This is a genomic window from Lentibacter sp. (assembly GCF_029254145.1).
GTDB lineage: Bacteria > Pseudomonadota > Alphaproteobacteria > Rhodobacterales > Rhodobacteraceae > Lentibacter.
In genome coordinates, this window is sequence record NZ_JAQWYD010000114.1 from 1 (window position 1) to 24122 (window position 24122).

Consider the following 24122-nt stretch of genomic DNA (forward strand, 5'->3'; position numbering starts at 1 on the left):
CCATGACGATTTCGCCAGTGATGGAAGCACGCAATGACAGTTTGCCGCCAATTTTGGGCGCTGACAGTCCCTTCATGCCTTTGTCCAGAACGAAGCCGCGGATCTTGCCACCGTGGGCTTCGGATTTGGCCCAAACCACAAAGACATCTGCGATTGGCGCATTCGAGATCCACATCTTCGCGCCAGTGATTTTGTAACCGTTGGCCGTCTTTTCCGCGCGGGTTTTCATGCCGGCTGGATCTGATCCTGCGTCAGGCTCTGTAAGCCCAAAACAACCTATCAAATCCCCGGCCGCAAGCCCTGGGAGGTATTTTTTGCGCTGCTCTTCTGTTCCGTAGGCATAGATCGGATACATCACGAGCGAGCTTTGAACGCTCATCATTGAGCGATAACCACTGTCAACGCGCTCGATCTCGCGCGCGACGAGACCATAGGCCACATAAGAGCTACCCAGACCGCCGTATTCTTCCGGAACGGTGATTCCGAGCAGGCCCATATCGCCCATCTCTTTGAAGATTTCTGGCGCGACCGTTTCATTGGCGTAGGCCTCTGTGATCTTTGGCATCAGACTTGTTTGGGCGTAGGTACGTGCGCTCTGTGCGATCATACGTTCATCTTCGCTGAGTTGATCCTCAAGATAAAGCGGGTCTTCCCAGTTAAATTGACCAAGTTCAGGCGCATCTTTTGCTTTAAGTTCAGGTGTTTGGTTGCTCATCTTTGTGTCCCACATCCGAGTGTCATTCAAGCTTTGTCTATCATGCGGCTTTAGCATATAATAACGCATAATTCGACAATATGCATGACAGTTTGGAATACACGTGGCCCGCCGATACCTACCGTCAACACAAGGACTTGCTGCACTCGAGGCTTTGGCGCGGTTGCAAAGTGTCACAGCCGCGGCTCAGGAGCTTAACTTGACGCAGAGCGCTGTGTCTCGTCAACTTCAAGCGATAGAAACCCAGCTTGGCGTTGAGCTTTTTGTGCGGCGTGCAAAGCGCGTTAGCCTAACAACCGCTGGGCAACGCTATGCTGAGGAAGTTCGTCGTGCCCTTGATTTGCTTTCTAATGCCGCCCTGCGCCTTCAGACCAACCCTGAGGGCGGCACACTCAATTTGGCGATCCTGCCAACCTTCGGCATGCGTTGGCTGCTGCCTCGCCTACCCCGGTTTGGCCGCGCGCACCCTGATGTGACCGTCAATATGAACACCCGCCTCGGGCAATTTGACTTCACAGGCACAGACATGGACGCGGCCCTCAGCTTTGGCAAAGGCGACTGGCCTCAATGTCACTCGCTCTGGCTGGAAGATGAGGCGGTTTTGCCAATGGCTGCACCTGCCTTCTTGCGCGAAACACCTGTCACCGAGCCAGCCGATCTCGTGTCCCTGCCCTTGCTACACATTCAGACCCGTCCGAACGCTTGGAAAGACTGGTTCGCTGAGCATGGGGTCGCAACACAGGGTTTAGCAGGCACACGATATGACCAGTTTTCAACAATTTTACAGGCCGCACGACATGGCCTTGGTGTCGCACTTTTGCCAGAATACCTGGCGCGCGAAGAGGAAGCGGAAGGGCGCTTGGAAGTCGTTCTTGATGCTCCAAGCCCGAGCCGTGGCTCGTATTATCTGGTTTGGCCCGAAGAGAAGCACAACACCCCTGCCCTGCAGGCCTTCTGCGCTTGGCTTAAAGAAGAGGTCGAAGCAGAAGACCTACTGCCCCGCTAAGGGGACAGCTTGATCTGTTTATTAGCCCAAAGCATAGCCCGCGCCGCGCACTGTGCGTAAAGGATCATCGCCTCCGTGCTGCATCAGGGCTTTGCGCAATCTGCCAATGTGGACGTCCACCGTGCGGGTATCCACGTAGATATCGCGTCCCCAGACCCGGTCAAGGAGCTGTTCACGGCTCAACACTCGACCCCGATTTTCCAAAAAAGCCGCCAGTAGCCTGAACTCGGTTGGGCCCAGTTTTATCTCGTTCTGCGCTCGGCTGACGCGGTGACTTGCCGCATCTAGCACAATATCGTCAAACACGAGTTCCTCTCCCACAGATGCAGGCCGTGTACGGCGCAGTTCTTTGCGCACGCGCGCCATCAGCTCCGCGACAGAGTAAGGCTTGACCATGTAGTCATCCGCACCAGTCTCTAGTCCGCGCACCTTATCAAGCTCTTCAGAGCGTGCAGACAACATGATCACTGGTAGCGCACGTGTCGTCTTTCCCGATTTTAGACGGCGGCAAACTTCAAGACCAGAAACATGCGGTAGCATCCAGTCCAAGAGGACAAGATCAGGTAATGAGTCTTGCGCCATAACAAGAGCTTCCTCACCGTCCTCAGCCTCAATCACATCAAAGCCTTCTGACTTCAAATTGTAAGCCAGGACGGCGCGCTGCGCTGGTTCGTCCTCGACCAACAATATTGTCGGCTTGCTTGCGCTCACGACAAATCACTAACGTTAGCGTCTGTTGATGTAACATCGCCCTTGTCTCTGGCGTCTTCAGGTTTTTCGCCCGTCACAAGATAAACCACTTGCTCAGCAATAGCTGTCACATGGTCGCCCATGCGCTCGGTATTCTTGGCGATGAAGTGCAAATGCATGCAGGCGCTAATGTTGCGGGGGTCTTCAAGCATAAAGGTGAGAAACTCACGAAACAGCGCATTGTAGAGCTGATCAATATCGCGGTCGCGGTCTATAACATCCATTGCAAGTGTGGCGTCGCGCTGGATATAGGCATCGAGCGCGTCTTTGAGCATCAACTGCACTTCACGCGCCATGCGGCGCAGCGAAACATGCGCTTCTTCAATCGCAGGAAGCTGCGCCAAGACACTGGTCCGCTTGGCCATGTTCTTGGCATAGTCTCCAATACGCTCAAGATTGGCCGAGATTTTCAGCACAGAAAGTACCAACCGCAAGTCAATGGCGGTGGGCGCGCGCAACGCAATCAGCTGGGCGGCATCATCGTTGATTTGCTCTTCAAGCAGATCGACGGCTTTGTCTTTGGCGCGGACCTCTTCTGCCTTCTCCTGATCGCGAGATGCAAGTGCATCAGCCGCGTCGAGGATCGCCATTTCGACAAGCCCACCCATTTTCATAATCTGGGCCTGGATGTCTTGCAGATCGCGGTCAAACGCCGAAGCGATGTGTTGATCGTTCATTTCAGTGCTCCTTAGCCAATACGGCCCGTGATATAGCTTTCTGTACGCGGATCAGACGGCTTGGTGAAAATTTGCGAGGTGTCGCCAAATTCCACAAGGTTGCCCAAGTGAAAGAAGGCTGTCTTCTGGCTCACGCGAGCGGCCTGCTGCATCGAGTGGGTCACGATCACAACGGAATAGTCGCGGCGCAGTTCGTCGATCAGCTCTTCGACTTGTGCCGTCGCAATTGGGTCCAAAGCAGAACATGGCTCATCCATCAGCAGAACCTCAGGCGCCGTGGCGATAGCGCGCGCGATACAGAGGCGCTGTTGTTGGCCGCCCGACAGGCCCGTTCCGGGTGCAAGCAAACGATCCTTTACCTCGCCCCAGAGCGCAGCACGCTTAAGCGCTGTTTCGACGATCTCGTCTAGCTCGGATTTGTTGCGCGCAAGACCGTGAATTTTGGGGCCATATGCAACATTGTCATAGATCGACTTTGGAAATGGGTTAGGTTTTTGAAACACCATTCCAACTTTGGCGCGCAGCTGCACAGGGTCAACCTTTGCATCATATATATCCTCGCCATCCAACAAGATGTCGCCTTCTACACGGCAGATATCGATCGTGTCGTTCATACGGTTTAGACAACGCAAGAAGGTGGACTTGCCACACCCTGACGGGCCGATGAAGGCGGTCACAGTGTTGCTTGCGATATCGACATTGACGTCTTTAATGGCGTGAGTCTCACCGTAATAAACTTGGCAGTTGCGGGCCGTGATTTTGGCAGAATTCTGGTTCACGTCTTGCTCCGAATTGAGGGCTAAAGCATCATACATTGGGTTTGGCCTTTTTTACCAGCGTCGCTCAAACTTGCGGCGCAGAAGGATGGCGACAGTGTTCATCAAAATAAGGAAAACAAGCAGCACAATAATCGCGCCGGAGGCCCTTTCCACAAAGGCAGGATCGCCGCGCTGTGTCCAGTTATACACCTGTACGGGCAATGCGGCGGCCGGGTCAAATAGGCCTTCTGGCGGGCCTGCAGGATACTCGCGCACAAAAGCAACCATCCCGATAAGCAGAAGCGGCGCCGTTTCGCCCAAGGCCTGCGCAAGACCGATAATCGCTCCAGTTAGAATGCCGGGCATAGCGAGTGGCAAAACATGATGGAAAATAGCCTGCATCTTGGATGCCCCGACCCCGAGAGCCGCATCGCGTATCGAGGGAGGAACCGACTTGAGCGCCGCACGTGTCGCAATAATGATTGTCGGCAAAGTCATCAGCGTAAGTACAAGCCCCCCAACGATCGGCGCGGACTGTGGTAGACCGACGACATTGATAAAGATCGCAAGGCCGAGAATACCAAACACAATAGACGGTACGGCTGCAAGATTCGAGATATTCACTTCGATCAGATCAGTGAAGCGGTTCTGCGGTGCGAATTCCTCAAGATAGATCGAGGCTGCGACGCCAAGTGGCAGGGACAGACACAACACAATCAGCATCATATAAATTGATCCAAGGATCGCAACACCGAGCCCTGCCGCCTCTGGACGGGTGTCAGAAGCATCTGGCGCAGTGAAAAAGGCCCAGTTGAACGTTTTGTCCAAAACACCAGCGGCGCGCAAATCATCGGCAGCTTGTAGCTGCTCGGGCGAAATATTGCGATCAAGTGCCGCACTCGCCATGGTCACACGGCCTTTGAAATACCCATCAATTCGCCCGTTTACCAACAGGCTGAAGGTCACCGTCTCGCCGATCATTTCCGGGTTTGCCAAGACATAGCTGCGAAGTGTTGCAGGCGCTTCTTTGGAAATCATGGCGACCAGATCTTTTGAGCTCAAGGCGCTAATATCAACACCTGCCTTAGCACTGGTCGTTTCCATCGCGGCCTGTATCAAGGGCGCATAACCGAAGGTCGAGACCTTGGCGATCTTTTCAAGATTGCGATCACCAGATTTGTCGAGTTTGGCTGGGTCGAGATAAACTTCAACCTCGGCATAGGTTTGCTGGAAGGATGACAGCCCATTTGCAAGAATAGACGTGAGCAAGCCGACGAGCGCCAGAACGCCGATTGCAACGGCAATCAGGCCAACAAAACGGAAACGCGCTTCAGAGGCATTGCGTCTTTTGGTGCGTTCGTCCTGCACCAGCAAAGAGCTTCGGCGCGGCGCACTCGCGCTTGAGGAGGTGATATCGCTCATTCGTATTGCTCCCGATATTTACGCACGACATGAAGGGCGATCACGTTAAGACCCAAGGTTATGACAAAGAGTGTGAGACCAAGTGCAAATGCAACCAGTGTTTCCGGGCTAGCGAACTCGGTATCGCCCGTAAGCTGACTGACAATTTTCACGGTGACTGTCGTCATGGCTTCAAATGGATTTAGGCCAAGCTTGGCCGCCGCCCCTGCCCCCATCACAACGATCATCGTCTCGCCAATCGCACGGCTCGCGGCCAAAAGCACCGCTCCCACCACACCAGGCAAGGCCGCTGGCAGGATCACTTGCTTAATGGTTTCAGACTTGGTTGCTCCAAGCCCATAGGAGCCGTCACGCATCGCTTGTGGGACGGCATTGATAATGTCATCGGAGAGTGAGGAGACGAATGGAATAAGCATAATTCCCATCACGAGCCCCGCAGTCAAAACCGAAGAAGACGAGGAACCGAGGCCCAGTGGCGAGGAGATGTAGTCCCGCAGAAACGGGCCGACTGTAATCAAGGCAAACAAGCCATAAACGATTGTGGGTATCCCCGCCAAAACCTCGATAGCGGGCTTGGCAAAAGACCTCAGGCCTTTCCCCGCATATTCAGCGAGGTAGATCGCAATCATCAAACCTGTCGGCACAGCAACGAGCAACGCCAGCAAACTGACATATAGTGTGCCCCAGAGCAGAGGTAAAATACCCAGATCGGACCCACCGCGAAACTGCGGGTTCCAAACCGTGGAGAAAAAGAAGTCTTTGGCTGGATACATCTTGAAGAAGTTCAAAGTCTCAAACAGCAGCGACCCCACGATACCGACAGTCGTCAGGATTGCGACAAGGGATGCGCCGATGAGCAGGGACAAAACAAATGTCTCGCTCGTGTTGCGGGCGCGCAAGTCAGGCGTGATCCGCAGCAGCGTCACCACAAAAAGAAGTGCAGCCATGGCAAGCGTAACGCCTGACATCCAGAAGCGGCCAACGTTTTCAGTTGCGCGAAACGTCTTTGCAGCCTCAAAAACAGGCCCCTGCACATCTGTTCCAATTGCCACGCTCACTTCGGCCAGTTGCTTTCGGATGTCAGTCTGATCAGCGTTCATCTGAGCCAGTTCATCTTCGCTCAGACCCGCCGCCGCCATAAGTGCATCTAGGCCGCCAGAAATACGGCGCACATCAGCCAATACTAGGCTTTTAGCACCCCCCTCCGGGATTACACTGTCGGGTATCATTCCTGAGACGCGTGTCTCGATCAGGACAGGTTGCACGAACAACCACGTCATTAGAATAAGCAGCGCAGGCACAATCGTATAAAGCGCAACAATCTGGCCGTAGTAGCCAGGCAAGGAGTGCAGCTTTTTATGATTGGTGTCGGACATGGACAAGGCACGAGAGCGCCCAAGAAAGAACCCCAGCCCACCAAGGCCAAGGACGATCATAATGATAGAGAAGGAGCTCATAGTCTTTCCACCGCATTGGTAAGGGGCGGCACGTCAGCGCCACCCCTCTTTGGTTTCGGGCTTAGTTCAAAGCACCCATTGGCACGCGGTTTGCCACCATTTCCTGTGTCTTCGCAAGCTCGGGATCTGACACGAGGCCATAGGCCGCGAGCGGTCCATCAGGGCCTGCGATCTCGTCAGACACGAAGAACTCAACATATTCTTGCATGCCAGGAATGACGTCGAGGTGTGCGTTCTTCACATAGAAGTAAAGCGGGCGAGACACAGGGTATTCACCTGTAGAGATTGTCTCGACCGAAGGTGACACGCCACCCATGGTCGCAACCTGAAGCTTGTCAGTGTTGTTCTGGTAGAATGAAAGACCAAAGACACCGATACCGTTCTTGTTGGCATCAACACGTGCAAGCGTTTCTGTGTAGTCGCCGTCGATGTCGATTGACTTACCGTCTGTGCGAAGCTGCATGCAGGCTTTTTCGGCTGCTTTCTTGTCGCCACCGTTTGCCGCCATGTGGGCGTCAAATGTGCCGTTGGCTTCACAGCCTGCAACGATCACTTTTTCGTCGAAAACTTCGCGTGTGCCGTGTTTTGTGCCAGGAATGAATGCGAGAATTTCTTCTGATGACAACGCAGCGTTAACGTCAGCCCATGTTGCATTGCCGTTTGCGGCCAAAGCGCCGTCCTTAGCAACTTCTGCAGCAAGTGCGCTGTGCCAATCGGCAGGAGTGAACGCATAAGACGGACCGTTGATTTCGGATGCAAATACGATCCCATCATACCCGATGCGCACTTCCATAATCTCTGTCACGCCGTTTGAGGCGCAGAGGTCGATGTCTGATTGTTTGATTTTTGAAGACGAGTTCGCAATGTCGATGGTGTTTTCGCCAACGCCTTCGCAAAGTTTCTTACGGCCAGCGCCTGACCCACCTGATTCAACAACGGGTGTCGGGAATTCAAAATTCTCGCCAAAGGCCTCGGCAACAATTGCAGCGTAAGGCAGTACTGTGGATGAACCAGCCACTTGTACGTTGTCGCGAGCGGCGGCGGATGTGGCAGCAGCTGCGAAAAGTGCAACGGCGGAAACGGCTGTTTTTGCGTATGACATTTGTCACTCCTAGGTCAGGTTTCTGGCCCCTGCGATCAGCGGCCTTGCCCCGCTTCTTAGGCTCGGGTGATTATGCTTTTGTGACAACTGTGTAACAGTTTCATGACAGCCCATCACAGCCCTGTAAACAAAGGTTAAACAGCATCGCCCCGTGGGAGCAAAACGCTAAACTCTGCTCCTTTTCCCAAATCCGAATCGATTCTCAGCCGCCCACGGTGGCGCTGAACGATGTGTTTGACGATTGCGAGGCCCAACCCGGTACCTCCGACTTGGCGTGATCGGTGAGAATCAACGCGGTAAAAGCGTTCGGTCAAACGTGGAATATGCAACGGATCAATTCCCGCACCAAAGTCTTTAACCTTAACCAAAACACCCGGCTGCCCCCGCAAAGCAGGCTGGCCTTCCACTGCGCTCAATGACACCAAGACTTTGCCACCTGCCCCGCCATACTTAATCGCGTTTTCAATCAGGTTCGTAAAAACCTGTCGCAGCTGATCAGCCTCTGCCCGCACGCTCAAATCATGCTCTGGCAGTTCTGTTATGATTTCCACAGTGGTTTCGCTGGCTCTGGGCACCAATGAACTGAGGACCGACGTTAGCAACGCCCCAATTGCCACTTTGTCACGCAGAGGCAGCCGCTCCTCGGCCTCCACGCGGCTCAGGGATAAAAGATCACTTACGAGCCGTTCCATGCGGGCCGCTTCCGAACTCATGATTTCCAAAAACTGCATGCGCGCTCCCGCATCGTCTTTGGCAGGGCCCTGAAGCGTTTCGATAAATCCCATCAAAGATGTGAGCGGCGTGCGCAACTCATGGCTGACATTGGCAACGAAATCACGGCGCATCTGGCTTGCCTGCTCGCGGTCCGAAATGTCCAGAAAGCTCACCATGACCCCGTCAGTCAGGGCATTTGTTGGATTGCAATGTACCTCATAGACCCCTTCTTTGCCGTCGGAGTGCACCAAAAAACGAGCTTTGTGCAGGGTCTTGTCCTTGATCGTGGCTTCGACAGCCTCAACCAGTGCTGGTTGGCGCAAGACCGAAACATAGGGTTGGCCGAGGGCCGCTCCGCTGCCCAACAGCGCCTGCCCCATCGCATTGGTTGCCGCGACGCGCCCATCCCCCCCGACCAAAAGTACGGGAATCGGTAGCGCCGCTAAAAGCATGGCGATATTTTGGTTTGAGAAGGTGTCTGACATCGCGTTTTTGTTCCAGCGTAGGGCAACACGGCCCTCACAATGCGCAAGAGGCAGGCGGGGGTATTTTATGTGTTTTGGTCGTCTTTGCAATTCCACAAAATAGGGAAGTTGCAGAAGTCTTCTTGGCAGGCCATGCTCGACTTCCGCACATCTGTGGTGCGCCTGATGCTTCGGGGGGAGTCACGGGAGCCACATTTGGTTTAACGATACATCTTTTTATGAGGACCAAAGACCCATGAGCTTTATTTCGCTGCTGCTAAAGCCCAAATTTGTGATTGTCACCTCACCATCAGCTAAGGCCCCTGTCCTTGATCAAAAGTATATAGGTACACATGTGCCATTGTGCGACCTGACAATTTTTGCAGGAGCAACACCCCCTCCAGCGGCCTATATCGGCTGGCTCATTGCGGCAGATTATGACGCTTATGATATCGGGCATGCCCTCACCAAAGCTGATTTTTCGGGACGCTGCATCCTAATCAGCTCGGTTGAGCTTCCGAGCCGAAGCTTGATTCTGCGTGAACTCTCCACGGCTTTTGATCAGATCGAATTCTCTCTCTGGGACGCTGCAGACGCCTCAACGCTCGCAGCCTCGCTTTGTCACTCGCTTATTGCGCCGCGCTCTCGTGAGGGAACATCGGCCCAGATCGACGCCTAAAGCGTAGCGAGGTTCGCCCGAAAGCGGCGCATATTGTCTTGGTAATGCAAAGCCGAAGAGCGCAGGCCTTCGATTGCTGTAGGGTCAAGCATACGCACGATTTTCCCTGGGCTGCCCATCACAAGGCTACCATCAGGGATGTCTTTACCCTCGGTGATCAGAGCACCCGCGCCAATCAGGCAGTTTTTTCCGATCTTGGCACCATTCAGCACAATAGCGCCCATACCGATCAAGGAATTCTCGCCGATCGTGCAACCGTGAAGCATAACTTTGTGGCCAATGGTACAACCCGCGCCAATGCTCAGTGGAAAACCGATATCTGTATGCATCACTGTGTTTTCCTGAACGTTGCTCCCCGCCCCGATGGTGATCCGTTCGTTGTCGCCGCGCAATGTGGCGGAAAACCAAACCGAGGCACCAGCCTCAAGCACGACATCACCGATCACATTTGCATCTGGTGCAACCCATGTATCCGGATCGATCTGTGGGGCTTTGTCGCCCAGAGTATAAATCGTCATGACATCTCCTCAAATTCGGCCTGAAGCTTGCGAACATGTTCTACAAGATGTGGCTGCTGAATGCGACGATGACGGCGCGACGTGATGATGGTTTCCAGGCGCTCCTCAGTTGCGTCCAAGTCATCGTTGACCAGAACATAGTCATAGGCGTCCCAACGGCTGATTTCATCCCAACTCTTGCGCATCCGCTTCTCAATAACCTCTGCGCTATCCTGACCCCGGCTGACGAGACGGCGGTGCAGCTCTTTGATTGAGGGCGGCAGGATAAAGATACTCAGAGTATGCGCCCCGAGGGCAGAGTTGCGAATTTGCTGCGCGCCCTGCCAGTCAATATCAAAGAGCACGTCCTTGCCCTGCCCGATTGCAGCCTCAACAGGAGCACGCGGTGACCCGTAAAAATTGCCAAACACATGTGCGTGCTCGAGCATTCCGTCGTCCGAGACGGTCTTTTTAAAGGCCTCCTCGGTGAGGAAATGATAATCGACCCCATTCGTCTCGCCGTCACGGGGCGGCCGCGTGGTGGCCGACACGGAAAAAGAAATGCTCGGATCCCAAGCTATGAGCCGTTTGGAAAGTGTGGATTTGCCTGCGCCAGATGGCGAGGACAAAATGATCAAGAGGCCACGACGGTCTTTCATATTTTACTCCACATTCTGAATTTGTTCGCGCATCTGGTCGATCACCGACTTGAGATCAAGCCCGATGCTGGTCAGCGCACTCATTTGCGCTTTGGAGCAGAGCGTATTGGCTTCTCGATTGAACTCTTGCGCCAGAAAATCAAGTTTACGCCCAACAGGGCCGCCTTTGGCCACTAGATCACGCGCCGCCGCAACATGCGCGTGCAGACGATCCAGTTCCTCAGTGATATCAGCCTTCACTGCCAATATGGCAAGTTCTTGGGCGATGCGTGTTTGGTCCACATCGACAGCCTCTGCGACACGGGCAAGGCTCGCACGGAAAGCCGCAGAGCTCTCCTCTCGGCGTGCATTGGCAGCTTCAGCTGCCGCATTGGTCAAGCGTTCAATGTCGTCAAGCTGTGAGCCGATCAAGGCTTGTAGCTGCGCCCCTTCTGCTGCGCGCATCTCAGCAAAGCTCGCCAGAACAGGTGCGAAATCGCTTTTCAGAGCCGCCAACAGAGGCGCTGGATCATCTTCGATCGCACTTTGCTCCATAATGCCGCGCAAACCCAAGATCTGGCTTGAAGTACTGGGCGCAAGGGAGAGACCCTGGTCCATCGCCTGCTGTTCCACTTCAGCCATCGCTGCCAAAACAGCCTCAAGCTGCGAAGCGTTCAGGCTCAAACCGGCGCCCGCCTCTTCGCGAGAGAGCCTCAAGCCAATTGTTATATTGCCACGCTCTGTAGCTTTGGCCATCGCACTGCGCAGATGTGTTTCAAGTCCGGTGATCCAGTCAGGGACACGAATACGGATATCCTGCCCTTTGCCATTGACCCCGCGTAGCTCCCAGCTCCAGCTATGCGCCCCAAAGTGGCCCTTGCCCGAAGCGAACCCTGTCATGGATGAAATCACCGCCACACTCCTTTTCCTGCTTTGCGGCCTGACTTACGCGCTTCAAGGTGCATGGCGCAAGCCTTCTGGCTAAGGCAGTTAACCAACCTTACCAAATTCATTCAAATTTTCGCCCAATTTAGGCCATATTTGATCTGCAGGGGGAAAACACTCCATAGACGCACATATAGGAGCTTATACGGCCAGTTTACACACGGAGCGGATATATGTCAGAGTTGAAGCGGAGTGGTGAAGTAGTGAGCATGATGGACCGTTTGAGCCAGAACCAGTTTCCTGCCTGTGCGCTTGTTGAAGCCTATTGGCATAGCCAAAAGCCCAAAAACAATCTGCCCAAACGCTCTTCAATTGACCCGCGTGGCATTGAGGACGCTCTAAACTACGCTTTTATCTTGGAAAGTATTGGAACAGGTGTGGCGCGCATCCACATTGCCGGGATGCATCTGAACGAGCTAACAGGAATCGAAGTACGCGGTATCCCTATTAGCACACTGATCGCTCCACCTTCACGCGACGCGTTTGGCCGTGTGCTCGTCGGGCTCCTGAATGGTCCGGCACTGATGCATCTGAGCCTGACGGCCGAAGGGCAAACAGATACAGAGCATCAAGCCCGCATGGTGCTTCTGCCGCTTGTTGACGAAAAAGGTCATGTAAATCGCGTTCTTGGCTGTCTTGAAACCAAAGGTCTCACACGAAGCAAACCGCAGCGTTTTGACATTCTGGCGGCCAAGAAAACCAACATCGATGTTCTAAAGGTTGTCCCGTCGACTGAGCACCACCCGCAGCTTGAGCCAGCAACAGGATTTAAAGACGCCGCAACCCCTTTTGTGAGCCCAACAGGCACTGAAACGGTCAAAAGACCCAGCTACTTGCGCGTCATCAAATCTGATGATTGAAAACGCGTGAATTCATTACCCAATGGAAATGCACCAGCTTTGAACCGAATGAAAATTTTGCAAACCCTTTTCAAAGGACTGCGCACAACGCGTCATACCCTATGAGACCCTGCTCAAATGGGCCTACCCGCAAGGATAGGCCCGGCTTGTCATGAGCGTTAACCCGCCGCTTGCGCGAGGGTTTCTTTACGAAGATTGGTCAACTCTTCGGCCACAAGGAACGCTAGCTCGAGAGATTGCGAGGCATTCAACCGTGGATCACATGCTGTATGATAGCGATCTGACAGGTTTTCATCCGTCACATCGCGCACACCACCCGTGCACTCAGTTACATCCTGACCAGTCATTTCAAAATGCACGCCGCCCGGCTGTGTGCCTTCGGCTTTGTGAACACCAAAAAACTCGCGCACTTCTCCCAATACCTGTCCAAACGGACGTGTCTTGTAGCCTGTAGACGACTTGATAGTGTTGCCATGCATTGGATCACAGACCCAAACAACTTTGGCCCCTTCTTCCTCAACCGCGCGGATAAGCTTTGGCAGATTGTCGCCCACTTTGCCTTGCCCAAAGCGCGCAATCAATGTCAGGCGGCCTTCTTCGTTTGTCGGGTTCAGCTTTGCCATCAGACGCTTCAGGTCATCTGTTTCCATCGACGGACCACACTTCAAGCCAATCGGGTTTAGAACGCCACTGGCAAACTCGACATGTGCCCCATCAGGTTGACGCGTCCGGTCGCCAATCCAGACCATATGGCCCGAACCTGCGAGCCAATTGCCCGATGTGCTATCAAGCCGTGTGAGCGCCTCTTCATATTCAAGCAGAAGCGCTTCGTGGCTGGTGTAAAACTCAACAGAGCTAAACTCGTGGGTTGTTTTGCCCGTAATGCCAGCCGCGGCCATGAAGTCGATGCTATCCTGAATTCGAGCTGACAAATCACCGTAGCGAGATGCGCCATCGCCTTCAGCAAAGCCAAGCGTCCAAGAGTGCACGCGGTGCATATCCGCGAAACCACCTGTCGAAAACGCACGCAAAAGGTTCAGTGTTGCTGCTGATTGCATATAAGCTTGCAGCATTTTGTCAGGGTTGGGAATGCGCGCGCCAGCGTTAAAATCAAGCTCGTTGATAATATCGCCGCGATAGCTCGGCAGTTCTACACCATCCACAGTTTCTGTTGCCGCGGAGCGTGGCTTGGCAAACTGGCCCGCCATACGGCCCACTTTGATCACAGGAACCTTGGCACCATAAGTTAGCACCATCGCCATCTGCAGCATCACCTTGAAGGTGTCGCGAATGCCATCCGCTGTAAATTGGTCAAAGCTCTCGGCACAGTCGCCACCCTGCAACAAAAACGCCTCACCACGCCCAGCCGCAGCCAGATGCGCTTTGAGCTTGCGCGCTTCGCCCGCAAAGACAAGCGGCGGATATTTTGAAAGTTGCCCTTCGACCGCCTCAAGCTGCGCTTGGTCGGTATAGTCAGGCATCTGGATCCTTGGCTTTGCGCGCCAGCCAGGTTTTTTCCACTCCGTCATCGTCTTGTCTCCAGTATTTGGTCTTGCGAGGCCGCCTTATAGCGGCGCTTGGGCGCGAAAACCATATCAGAAATGAATTGCCCTTGCTTTGTGCGCAAAAATCGCAGAAGCCAGCGCACTGCAAGAGCGCACGTCGTTTTGCGATACGAGATGTCTTGACCTATCCGCCAAGCTCTGAACAAGTGATGAAAAGCGACAATATTTGGCGCTCAAGACTAACGAAAGCCCTCTATGAGCCTGCAACAACGCCCGACCATCAAATTGGATGCCGCACCTGACAGGCCGCGGCGCTTTATATTTGCGTTGCTCGACAACTTCACGTTGCTGAGCTTTGCCTCGGCAATCGAAGCTTTGCGGATTGCCAATCGCATGGCGGAATTGCCACTCTATGAGTGGAAGCTTGCTGGCGAAGGCGGCGAAACTGTAAGTTGCTCCGCAGGGACAGAGTTCAAGCTTGATATGGATTTGGGTGAGCTAAACCGCGACGACACACTCCTTGTGTGCAGCGGTATCAATGTGCAAGTGGCTACCACTAAGCGTTTGGTGTCATGGTTGCGCCGCGAAGCACGCAAAGGACCGATCATTGGCGGCTTGTGTACGGCGGCCTTTACGCTGGCCAAGGCAGGCCTGCTTGATGGACGGCGCGCAACGATCCATTGGGAAAATCAAGACAGTTTTACCGAAGAATTTGATGACGTCGAGCTCACAAAATCAGTGTTTGTCATCGACAAGAACCGCCTTACTACGGCGGGCGGAACAAGTTCGATCGACCTCATGCTCAAGATCATTGCTGACGATCATGGCGAAGAGCTTGCCAATGCTGTGGCAGACCAGCTGATCTATAGTTCTATTCGTACAGACCAAGACACTCAGCGCTTGTCGGTGCCCACGCGCATTGGCGTGCGCCATCCGAAGCTCAGCCTTGTGATCCAGATGATGGAAAGCCACATCGAAGAGCCGATCAGCCCAGCCGTGCTTGCCAAAGACGTGGGCATGTCCACGCGCCAACTCGAACGGCTCTTCCGGCGCTATCTCAATCGCTCGCCAAAGCGCTACTATATGGAACTGCGCCTGCAAAAAGCGCGTAATCTCCTCATGCAGACAGATATGAGCGTCATCAATGTCGCTTTGGCGTGCGGCTTTGCTTCGCCGAGCCACTTCTCAAAGTGTTATCGCGGCCACTATAATACGACGCCCTATCGCGAGCGCGGATCACAAGCGACACGTCTTTCCATCTAGACCAATGCTTATGTTTTCAGACGTGATGCCTTTTAGGGACCACGCTATGGCTCACCCTCACAGCAGCGCTCAATTTGGCGGGGCGATCCGGTAGAGCGCCCCACGCTCTTCACTTAAAAACCAGATGCCACCAAGAGGCCCTTCGCGCACATCCCGTACACGACGCGTCTCGCGTGTTTCGATCTTACCGACCTGCTCAGAACCACCCGCCGCCATCACGGCAATATGGTCAAACTTGAGAGAGCCAACAAGAAAGCGTCCCGCCATGGCGGGCCAGTTTTTGCCCGAATGAATGGCGAGACCTGAAGGGGCAATCGAGGGATCCCAGTGAAACACGGGTTGCTCAAAGCCGTCTTTCGCCGTGCCCTCGCCAATCTTAGCGCCAGAATAATGCGTGCCGTAGGCGATAATAGGCCAGCCATAGTTCTTGCCCTTATCGATGCGATTAATCTCATCGCCACCACGGGCGCCATGCTCATGTGCCCACAGCTGACCGCCTAAATCAAAGGCAAGCCCCTGTGGGTTGCGGTGGCCTTTGGTGAAGAGAGCTGTTCCGCGGCCTGGATCGATCCTGACAATCGTCCCATTGTGGCGTGCGGGGTCTTGTGCCGCGGCTCTGTCGCCACGGTCCCCCATGGTCAGAAAAAGCGCTCCATCCGCAGCCTCTGCGAGCCGCCCGCCAAAGTGCCGCCCGCCTGTGCTATCGGTCTGCATCTCAAATATCTCTGTCACACCGATAAGCCTATCCCCCTCGAGCTGCGCCATGCTGACAGAAGTTCCCTCACCTGCCTTTGCATAACTCAGATAAATCCGTCCGCTGATGGCAAAGTCGCGCGCTGGCAGAACATCAAACAAACCACCCTGCCCTTTGTCCTCTGAAGCAGGCAGCCCCGAAATCTCATCGCGCTTGCCGTCCGCGCCGATCCGCCAGAGCTTGCCGCGCTTCTCTGTAACGAGAACCTCACCGTCGGGCAAAAATCCGATGCTCCACGGCCCCTTGAGGCCAGAAGCGATTTCAGTGATTTTGCCGATATCTTGGGCGTGAACAGACAGGGGCAGACTGAGCAAAGCGGCGAGGAAAATGGGTCTCATGTGCCCAAGGTAGCGATACCAGCGACCCGATCAACTGACATGCGCGTGAATGCGTCTTTTCGGCCATATTTTGCGAGGCTGAAAAAGATTTTCCTCCGCCTGCATTTTCCATATTGTCGCGACTCACTTTTGGCCCCATATGGCGAAATTATAGACGCCAACGCACGCGCCTCTGGCCTGTAGCATCAACGCACACGTGTTTACGTAGCGACGGTAACGTCTCCCTTTGGAACTGAGCGGCCATATCCTTGGCCGAGTCTATTTGGAGATGACCCATGACGATGCAACACCAAGGCGCCTTTGCGCCTTTCTCTTCAGCTATGCCCTCTGCTCTGGATGCCTTCATTGCGTCCCATACTTTTGATCGGCCAACAGTTGTACTTGATACAAGCCGCGTGCGTGCACAGTATCACCGTCTCAAGGCGGGTCTTGGCCGAGCGCACATCCACTATGCCGTGAAAGCCAACCCAGAGCCAAAGATCATCGCGGCCCTGGTGGCCGAAGGCTCAGGCTTTGATGCCGCGTCGCGTGGCGAGATCGAACTTTGCCTCGCGCAAGGCGCGCATCCCTCGCTGATTTCTTTTGGCAATACAGTAAAACGCGCCTCAGATATTGCTTATGCGCACAGCGTGGGCGTACGGCTTTTTGCAGCCGACAGCGCAGCTGAGCTTCAAAAGATCGCAGATCACGCGCCGCACGCACAAGTCTACATCCGCCTGCTCGTGGATGTATCAGAGGCCGACTGGCCCCTCAGCCGCAAGTTCGGTTGCGATGGTCCAATGGCGCTTGAGCTCTTGAACTTCGCCCGCGTGCTGGGTCTTGAGCCTATCGGCCTGTCTTTTCATGTTGGCTCACAAACACGTCGTGCCGAAATGTGGGCTGCCCCCTTGGAGGCAATCTCAAAAACGTGGCACGCAGCGAAGGCGCAAGGTCACACCCTGAGTTTGCTGAACATCGGTGGCGGTTTTCCGGCGTTTTACGGAGAGGCCATTGAAGCACCGACAGCATACGCTGCCAATATTATGGCACAGATTGACACGCTTTTTGAGACGCCTCCTCGTGTCATGGCTGAGCCGGGCCGTGGTCTTGTTGCCGAGGCGGGTGTGATCGTGGCCGAAGTTCTGCTTGTTTCCAAAAAGTCCGCGCAGGACAGGGCGCGCTGGGTTTATTTGGATATTGGCCGCTTCTCAGGCCTCGCAGAAACCGAAGGTGAAGCCATCCGCTACCAATTAGAGACAGCCAAAGACGGAGGCGCGCTTGGTCCCTGTATTCTTGCTGGCCCAAGCTGTGACAGTGCTGACGTTATGTATGAAAAACGTCCAGTGATGCTGCCACTCAACCTTGTTGCCGGGGACCGTGTTCTCATTCGAAACACAGGCGCCTACACCACAACCTATTCGAGCGTTGGCTTCAACGGTTTCCCGCCGCTTGACGTCAGCGTGATCTAATCAACGGACAACATAGTTAACGCTTGGTCAAGAGACGCATAATCCAGCTTTTCTTTTCCAAACTCTGCGCTATTCTGGTCGACAGTCTAAAGAACAAAAACACCACTTGGGAGAAGACACATGAAAAAATTCCTTATGGCAACAGCCGCATCTGCCCTGATGGCAGGTGGCGCTTTTGCAGAAGATGTCAAAATCGGCATCATCCTCGGCTTCACAGGCCCACTTGAATCTATCACACCAGCCATGGCGGCCGGTGCCGAGCTGGCGATGAAAGAAGTCACAGACAGCGGCAAGTTCATGGGCGGTTCTGCCGTCGTGCCTGTACGCGGTGACTCAACATGCATCGACGCCGCAGCCGCCACATCGGCCGCCGAACGTCTCGTAACATCAGACGGTGTTGCTGGCATCATGGGCGCAGACTGCTCAGGCGTAACAGGCGCGATCCTGCAAAACGTGGCGCGCCCCAACGGCATCGTCATGGTTTCGCCTTCAGCCACATCACCTGGTCTTTCAACAGCTGAAGACGATGGTCTTTTCTTCCGCACAGCGCCTTCAGATGCGCGCCAAGGCGTGATTGTGACAAACATCCTTCAGGACCGCGGCTTTAAAGAAGTCGCGATCACATACACCAACAACGACTACGGCAAAGGCCTGGCCGACGCGATTCAGACCGAGTTTGAAGCGGCTGGTGGCACTGTAACAATCGTTTCAGCGCACGAAGATGGCAAGGCTGACTATTCTGCAGAAGTTGGCGCGCTTGCGTCAGCGGGCGGTGAAGTTCTCGTGGTCGCTGGCTATGTTGACCAAGGCGGCTCGGGCGTTGTCCGCTCTGCTCTCGACACTGGCGCGTTTGAAACATTCTACTTCCCAGACGGCATGGTTGGCGCGAAGCTCAACGAAAACTTCGGCGCAGAACTCAATGGATCGTTCGGTGCATATCCAGGCACAGACAGCACGGGTGCTGCAACTTTCGTAGGCATGGCCGAGGGCGCGGGCTTTGACGGCACAAGCGCATTTGCTCCAGAAAGCTATGACGCTGCAGCCCTCATCATGATGGCGATGGCAAAAGCTGGTTCAACGGCGTCAGCCGACTACAAAGATCACATCATGGATCTGGCAAACGCACCTGGCGAGCAAATCTTCCCGGGCGAACTGGCCAAAGCGCTTGATCTGATCGCAGCTGGCACAGAGATCGACTACGTCGGTGCGACAGCGGTTGAACTGGTTGGTGCGGGCGAATCTGCTGGTAACTACCAAGAGATCGAATTCGCCGATGGTGCCTATTCGACAATCGGCTACCGCTGATTTCTAACCGTTACAATAAAACAGCCCGAGGCTTGCTTCGGGCTGTTTTTCTTATCTAAACGCGATAATTTGGGGGAGACATGCATGATTGAGGTGCATGATCTGCATAAGCACTTTGGCGGCTTTCACGCGGTCGATGGGGCTACGCTGACCATTGAAAAAGGCTCTATCACGGGCTTGATCGGTCCGAACGGTGCAGGAAAGACCACACTGTTCAACGTGATTGCAGGCGTTTTGCCGCCCACATCAGGGCGCGTCATCATGGATGGCGAAGACATCACAGGCCTGCCGCCACATGAATTGTTTCACAAGGGCCTCTTGCGTACCTTCCAGATTGCACATGAATTCAGCTCGATGTCCTGCCGTGAGAACCTGATGATGGTCCCTTCGGGACAATCAGGCGAAACACTGTGGAACACGTGGTTCGGCCGCAAGCGTATCGCCGATGAGGAACGCGCACTGCGCGCCAAGGCTGACGAAGTCTTGGAGTTTCTCACGATCGAACATTTGGCGGATCACAAGGCAGGCCAGGTTTCTGGCGGACAGAAAAAACTTCTAGAGCTTGGCCGTACGATGATGGTCGATGCCAAGATCGTCTTTCTCGACGAGGTGGGCGCTGGCGTAAACCGAACGCTGCTGTATACGATCTCCGACACTATTAAGCGCCTCAACGAAGAGCGCGGCTATACCTTTGTGGTGATCGAACACGACATGGATTTCATCGATATGCTCTGTAATCCAGTCATCTGTATGGCGGAAGGCCACGTCCTCGCCGAAGGCACGCTTGCTGAGATCAAAGCCAACCCGGAGGTGGTCGAAGCCTATCTCGGCACGGGCCTGAAGAACAAAGATAAGGTGTTCGCATGATGGGCCTGTCACTCTTGGGGCTTTGCCCCAAACCCCAGGATATTTTTAGAAAGAAAAAGGGGGGCGCACATGTCTGAGCCTTTTCTCATCGGTCAGAATATGACTGGCGGCTACTCAAAGGGCGGCCCCGACATTCTTCACAATTGCACCATCTCGGTCGATCGTGGCGAAATCGCCGTTATCGTTGGGCCCAATGGCGCGGGTAAATCAACCGCAATGAAAGCTGTCTTCGGTATGCTTGATCTGCGCGAGGGCTCGGTCACGCTTGACGGAGAGGACATTACATCTCTCTCCCCGCAAGATCGTGTTGTCAAAGGCATGGGCTTTGTGCCCCAAACCTCCAATATTTTTCCTTCGCTGACGGTTGAAGAAAATCTTGAGATGGGGGCTTTTATCCGCACCGATGATTTTTCAGATACGATGGCGCAAATTTATGATCTTTTTCCAATCCTGAAAGACAAGCGCTCTCAAGCGGCTGGCGAGCTCTCTGGCGGGCAACGTCAACAAGTTGCTGTGGGGCGGGCGCTTATGACAAAGCCAAAGCTTCTCATGCTTGATGAGCCAACAGCCGGAGTGTCACCCATTGTGATGGACGAACTCTTTGACCGGATCATTGATGTCGCGCGCACAGGGATACCGATCCTGATGGTGGAGCAGAACGCCCGACAAGCGCTTGAAATCGCTGACAAAGGGTACGTTCTGGTTCAAGGTGCAAACGCTCATACAGGCTCAGGCAAAGAGCTTCTCGCCAATCCGGAAGTTCGCCAGAGCTTCTTGGGAGGCTGATATAATGCGCTTCGCCATCTTCCTCGCAGCGCTCACTTTGCCCAGCCCTTCGGCGGCTTTTGTCTGCATTTTTCAGACCAAATGCTACGAAGAACAAGCCTGTGCGCCATCTGCTTTCGAGCTGGAAGTTCAGCTTGAAAACCAGAGCGTCTCAACGGAAGCGGGCGACTGGATCATCGTCGCAATGAAATCAGAACCCGCCCTCATCACACTCTTTGCCGCCGCAAAAGGCACGGAGTATCTCCTGTCGATCACGCCCGAGGCTGCGCGCCTTAGCGGACATCTCAACGCTGGACCACAAGCGATCCAGTATCTTGGCACTTGTGAAGGAGCCTTCTAAATGGACCTTTTGAACGCATTCGTGGCTCTGGCCAACTTCGTTCTGATCCCTGCGACAGCCTATGGCGCACAGCTCGCACTTGGCGCGCTCGGGGTCACGCTAATCTACGGTATCCTTCGGTTTTCCAATTTCGCCCATGGTGACACAATGGCCTTCGGCGCCATGGTAACCGTGCTCTTCACATGGTGGTTCCAGTCGATGGGGATCAGTTTTGGGCCACTGCCAACAGCCCTCCTCGCCCTGCCCTTCGGCATCCTTGGTTGTATTGGGCTACTGCTCTTTACGGACCGTGTGGTTTATAAGTTTTACCGCCAACAAAAAGCAAAACCGGTGATCCTTGTGATCGTCTCGATGGGCGTGATGTTCATCATGAATGGCCTCACCCGCTTCATCATTGGTCCCGATGACCAACGTTTTGCTGATGGCGAGCGCTTTATCGTTTCGGTACGCTCCTTCAAGGAAATGACGGGCCTGCAAGAAGGCCTCGCGATACGCACGACGCAAGGTATCACCCTTGTGACAGCGGTCGTGGTCGTCGCTGCACTGTTCTGGTTCCTAAACCGCACCCGCACTGGCAAATCTATGCGCGCCTATTCTGACAACGAAGATCTCGCACTCCTGTCAGGGATCAACCCAGAGCGCGTCGTCATGGTGACATGGATCATCGTGGCCACGCTCGCAACGATCGCAGGCGTGCTCTATGGCCTTGATAAGACATTCAAACCTTTCGTTTATTTCCAACTCTTGCTGCCGATCTTTGCCGCGGCCATCGTCGGTGGTCTCGGCAACCCACTGGGCGCAATTGCGGGCGGTTTTGTGATAGCCTTTTCTGAAGTCACGGTAACATATGCTTGGAAAAAAGTACTGGTGTACGCGATGCCCGAGCGTTTGGAACCTGACGGGCTGGTTCAACTTCTCTCCACAGATTACAAATTCGCGGTGAGCTTCGTGATCCTGTTGATCGTGCTCATCTTCAAACCCACAGGTCTATTCAAGGGGCAGTCGGTATGAGCGATGCACTCCGCAACAGCATCTATTTTGCGCTTGTCGCGCTTTTGATCATTGGCACAGGCATCCTCCAGTCTTGGAACTCTGCGCTCTTTATTCTCAACATGGGGCTGATCTCAGCCATCATGGCTCTTGGGGTCAATCTTCAGTGGGGCTTTGCTGGCCTTTTCAATGTCGGGATCATGGGATTTGTTGCGCTCGGCGGTTTGGCCACAGTGCTTGTCTCGATGCCTCCTGTCGAAGGCGCATGGAGCGCAGGCGGGATCCGCATCGTATCAGGCCTTGCGCTTGGGATCATGAGCATCGTCTCGACTATCCTTGTGTTCAAACGCATGCAGAGCGGACGCAACCGCACGCTCGCAATGCTGGCGGTGCTGATCATCGGCTTCTTTGCCTTCCGCGCAGTCTTTGATGGGGGTGTCGAGGCCGTTGAGGCAATAAACCCCGCAAATGCAGGAAACATCGGCGGGCTTGGCCTGCCCGTTCTGCTTGCGTGGCCTATCGGCGGCGTTCTTGCAGCAGGTGCGGCTTGGATCATTGGCAAAACGGCCCTCGGCCTGCGCTCTGATTACCTCGCCATTGCAACGCTGGGGATTGCCGAGATCATTATCGCAGTCATGAAGAACGAAGACTGGATGGCGCGGGGCGTCAAAAACGTGATCGGACTTCCCCGTCCTGTCCCATATGAAATTGATCTACAGAACTCAGCGGAATTCGTTGCTAAAGCCAACGCTTACGGTTTTGATCCTGTGACCGCTTCAACGCTCTGGGTGAAGTTGCTCTATGCAGGCCTTTTCGCCGTTGTGCTGATTGTCATCTTCATCATGGCCCAAGCCGCGCTCAAGAGCCCATGGGGCCGAATGATGCGCGCGATCCGCGATAACGAAGTCTCTTCAGAGGCGATGGGCAAAAACGTCACCGCGCGGCATTTGCAGATCTTTGTTCTCGGCTCCGCCATTTGCGGCATCGCTGGCGCAATGATCACCACGCTTGATGGCCAACTCACGCCAACGTCCTATCAGCCACTGCGCTTTACCTTCCTTGTCTGGCTTATGGTGATCGTCGGCGGCTCAGGCAACAACCTCGGCGCTGTGCTGGGTGGCTTTGTGATCTGGTTCTTCTGGGTTCAAGTTGAGCCAATGGGGCTGGCCTTCCTCACACTGATCACCTCGGGCATGGCCGAAGGCAGCGCCCTCAAAGCGCATCTTCTGGATTCAGCGGCACACATGCGCTTACTTACCATGGGCATCATCTTGCTCTGTGTTCTGCGCTTTAGTCCGCGTGGCCTGATCCCCGAAAAATGAGCCAAATACATCCTCTTGTCCGTCCTGCTCTCAAGGGCATCGTTTACTTTGGCGTCGTCTGCGCAGCGCTCGTTGCGCTTTGGCTGTACATGCCCAAGGGTGAGGTAAATTGGTACCCCTCGCTCTGGATGCGCCTCGCCGCGGTAAGCCCTTTGTTCTTTTCCACTCAGCTCGGCCGCGCAGTATTTGCGGTGCTTAAGCGGCGGATGGACGGGCGAGAGCGGATCGTCTTTGCAGGCAGTTTTTGTCTCGGCGTTGGATGCCTTGCCGTTTTGGCAGAGGCCGGCGTGGTCTACGCCAGCTTTGGCACAGCAGAAGGGCTCAGCTATTTCGATATTCTGTTTCAGCCGTTCTCTTCACGCTACTCCTTGCAGATCTTCGCAGGCATAGGCTTTGCCAGCTCGGCCGTATTGGCTGCGGGCTTTGTCGCGCTCATGTCGGTGCCGATCCGGGTGCTGAGTATGGAGCACCAAAGCCGCACCAAGAGCGTACTTGAAGACGAAGTAAACACATAAACCTC

General features: G+C 54.5%; 25 protein-coding genes. 12 read left to right on the plus strand and 13 right to left on the minus strand.

Features of this window, described 5'->3' with window-relative positions; all coding sequences use genetic code 11:
• A partial coding sequence (locus P8O11_RS13105; protein ID WP_300294870.1) for an acyl-CoA dehydrogenase family protein occupies positions 1-715 on the minus strand: 715 nt, incomplete at its 3' end.
• 103 nt (positions 716-818) lie between these two features.
• Between P8O11_RS13105 and P8O11_RS13110 the strand changes: the two genes are divergently transcribed.
• A complete protein-coding gene (locus tag P8O11_RS13110; protein WP_367186893.1) occupies positions 819-1721 on the plus strand; it encodes a LysR family transcriptional regulator in 903 nt (300 codons plus the stop codon).
• 21 nt (positions 1722-1742) lie between these two features.
• Here the strand turns inward: P8O11_RS13110 and phoB are convergent, their stop codons facing one another.
• The 7 genes from phoB to P8O11_RS13145 form a co-directional block, all read right to left on the minus strand.
• Positions 1743-2432 carry a phosphate regulon transcriptional regulator PhoB gene (gene phoB / locus P8O11_RS13115; RefSeq protein ID WP_300294871.1) on the minus strand — a complete coding sequence of 230 codons (690 nt, stop codon included), beginning with the start codon at positions 2430-2432 and terminating at the stop codon, positions 1743-1745.
• Positions 2429-3148 (minus strand): phosphate signaling complex protein PhoU, encoded by a 720-nt coding sequence (phoU, locus tag P8O11_RS13120; protein ID WP_089891119.1) that lies wholly within the window; start codon positions 3146-3148, stop codon positions 2429-2431. Before phoU ends, phoB begins: the two co-directional genes overlap by 4 nt.
• 11 nt (positions 3149-3159) lie before the next feature.
• Entirely contained in the window at positions 3160-3963 is an 804-nt protein-coding gene (gene pstB, locus P8O11_RS13125) for a phosphate ABC transporter ATP-binding protein PstB (protein WP_300294872.1), read from the minus strand.
• 15 nt (positions 3964-3978) lie between these two features.
• Positions 3979-5328, minus strand: a complete 1350-nt coding sequence (gene pstA / locus P8O11_RS13130) for a phosphate ABC transporter permease PstA (protein WP_300294873.1) — start codon at positions 5326-5328, stop codon at positions 3979-3981.
• Complete coding sequence (gene pstC, locus P8O11_RS13135) at positions 5325-6785, minus strand: phosphate ABC transporter permease subunit PstC (RefSeq protein WP_300294874.1); 1461 nt, start codon at positions 6783-6785, stop codon at positions 5325-5327. The genes pstA and pstC overlap by 4 nt, the downstream gene beginning before the upstream one ends.
• A gap of 61 nt (positions 6786-6846) precedes the next feature.
• Positions 6847-7887, minus strand: coding sequence for a substrate-binding domain-containing protein (locus tag P8O11_RS13140; RefSeq protein ID WP_300294875.1), 1041 nt, complete (start codon positions 7885-7887; stop codon positions 6847-6849).
• A gap of 134 nt (positions 7888-8021) precedes the next feature.
• Positions 8022-9086 (minus strand): ATP-binding protein, encoded by a 1065-nt coding sequence (locus P8O11_RS13145; protein ID WP_300294876.1) that lies wholly within the window; start codon positions 9084-9086, stop codon positions 8022-8024.
• 235 nt (positions 9087-9321) lie between these two features.
• Between P8O11_RS13145 and P8O11_RS13150 the strand changes: the two genes are divergently transcribed.
• Complete coding sequence (locus tag P8O11_RS13150) at positions 9322-9744, plus strand: hypothetical protein (protein ID WP_300294877.1); 423 nt, start codon at positions 9322-9324, stop codon at positions 9742-9744.
• On the opposite strand, the gene P8O11_RS13155 is transcribed toward P8O11_RS13150, so the two are convergent.
• Genes P8O11_RS13155 through P8O11_RS13165 form a run of 3 tightly spaced genes read right to left on the minus strand, consistent with a single transcriptional unit; the run spans position 9741 to position 11791 of the window.
• Positions 9741-10262: a gamma carbonic anhydrase family protein gene (locus P8O11_RS13155; RefSeq protein WP_300294878.1), complete on the minus strand. Its 522-nt coding sequence runs from the start codon at positions 10260-10262 to the stop codon at positions 9741-9743. The genes P8O11_RS13150 and P8O11_RS13155 overlap by 4 nt on opposite strands.
• Positions 10259-10900 (minus strand): guanylate kinase, encoded by a 642-nt coding sequence (gene gmk / locus P8O11_RS13160; RefSeq protein WP_300294879.1) that lies wholly within the window; start codon positions 10898-10900, stop codon positions 10259-10261. The genes P8O11_RS13155 and gmk overlap by 4 nt, the downstream gene beginning before the upstream one ends.
• A gap of 3 nt (positions 10901-10903) precedes the next feature.
• The gene (locus P8O11_RS13165) at positions 10904-11791 is read right to left on the minus strand and encodes a YicC/YloC family endoribonuclease (protein WP_300294900.1); all 888 of its coding nucleotides are present in this window, start codon (positions 11789-11791) and stop codon (positions 10904-10906) included.
• Positions 11792-11997: 206 nt separating this feature from the next.
• On the opposite strand from P8O11_RS13165, the gene P8O11_RS13170 reads away from it, so the two are divergent.
• On the plus strand, positions 11998-12684 hold the full coding sequence (locus P8O11_RS13170) for a PAS domain-containing protein (RefSeq protein ID WP_300294880.1): 687 nt from the start codon (positions 11998-12000) through the stop codon (positions 12682-12684).
• Between the two features lie 158 nt (positions 12685-12842).
• Here P8O11_RS13170 and P8O11_RS13175 read toward each other — a convergent pair whose 3' ends face one another.
• Positions 12843-14213, minus strand: coding sequence for a class II 3-deoxy-7-phosphoheptulonate synthase (locus P8O11_RS13175; protein ID WP_300294881.1), 1371 nt, complete (start codon positions 14211-14213; stop codon positions 12843-12845).
• Between the two features lie 231 nt (positions 14214-14444).
• Between P8O11_RS13175 and P8O11_RS13180 the strand changes: the two genes are divergently transcribed.
• A complete protein-coding gene (locus P8O11_RS13180; RefSeq protein ID WP_300294882.1) occupies positions 14445-15452 on the plus strand; it encodes a GlxA family transcriptional regulator in 1008 nt (335 codons plus the stop codon).
• Positions 15453-15521: 69 nt separating this feature from the next.
• On the opposite strand, the gene P8O11_RS13185 is transcribed toward P8O11_RS13180, so the two are convergent.
• On the minus strand, positions 15522-16544 hold the full coding sequence (locus P8O11_RS13185) for a PQQ-dependent sugar dehydrogenase (protein WP_300294883.1): 1023 nt from the start codon (positions 16542-16544) through the stop codon (positions 15522-15524).
• A gap of 275 nt (positions 16545-16819) precedes the next feature.
• On the opposite strand from P8O11_RS13185, the gene P8O11_RS13190 reads away from it, so the two are divergent.
• The 8 genes from P8O11_RS13190 (at position 16820) to P8O11_RS13225 (ending at position 24117) form a co-directional block, all read left to right on the plus strand.
• On the plus strand, positions 16820-17992 hold the full coding sequence (locus tag P8O11_RS13190; protein WP_300294884.1) for a type III PLP-dependent enzyme: 1173 nt from the start codon (positions 16820-16822) through the stop codon (positions 17990-17992).
• Positions 17993-18112: 120 nt separating this feature from the next.
• Complete coding sequence (locus P8O11_RS13195) at positions 18113-19297, plus strand: ABC transporter substrate-binding protein (RefSeq protein WP_300294885.1); 1185 nt, start codon at positions 18113-18115, stop codon at positions 19295-19297.
• An 84-nt stretch (positions 19298-19381) separates the two neighbouring features.
• Positions 19382-20164 (plus strand): ABC transporter ATP-binding protein, encoded by a 783-nt coding sequence (locus P8O11_RS13200; protein WP_300294886.1) that lies wholly within the window; start codon positions 19382-19384, stop codon positions 20162-20164.
• A gap of 69 nt (positions 20165-20233) precedes the next feature.
• The gene (locus P8O11_RS13205) at positions 20234-20950 is read left to right on the plus strand and encodes an ABC transporter ATP-binding protein (protein WP_089891063.1); all 717 of its coding nucleotides are present in this window, start codon (positions 20234-20236) and stop codon (positions 20948-20950) included.
• A 4-nt stretch (positions 20951-20954) separates the two neighbouring features.
• On the plus strand, positions 20955-21290 hold the full coding sequence (locus P8O11_RS13210; protein ID WP_300294887.1) for a hypothetical protein: 336 nt from the start codon (positions 20955-20957) through the stop codon (positions 21288-21290).
• Positions 21291-22301, plus strand: a complete 1011-nt coding sequence (locus P8O11_RS13215) for a branched-chain amino acid ABC transporter permease (protein WP_089891057.1) — start codon at positions 21291-21293, stop codon at positions 22299-22301.
• Positions 22298-23602 carry a branched-chain amino acid ABC transporter permease gene (locus tag P8O11_RS13220; protein WP_300294888.1) on the plus strand — a complete coding sequence of 435 codons (1305 nt, stop codon included), beginning with the start codon at positions 22298-22300 and terminating at the stop codon, positions 23600-23602. Before P8O11_RS13215 ends, P8O11_RS13220 begins: the two co-directional genes overlap by 4 nt.
• A complete protein-coding gene (locus P8O11_RS13225) occupies positions 23599-24117 on the plus strand; it encodes a hypothetical protein (protein WP_300294889.1) in 519 nt (172 codons plus the stop codon). Before P8O11_RS13220 ends, P8O11_RS13225 begins: the two co-directional genes overlap by 4 nt.
• The last annotated feature ends 5 nt before the right edge of the window (positions 24118-24122 follow it).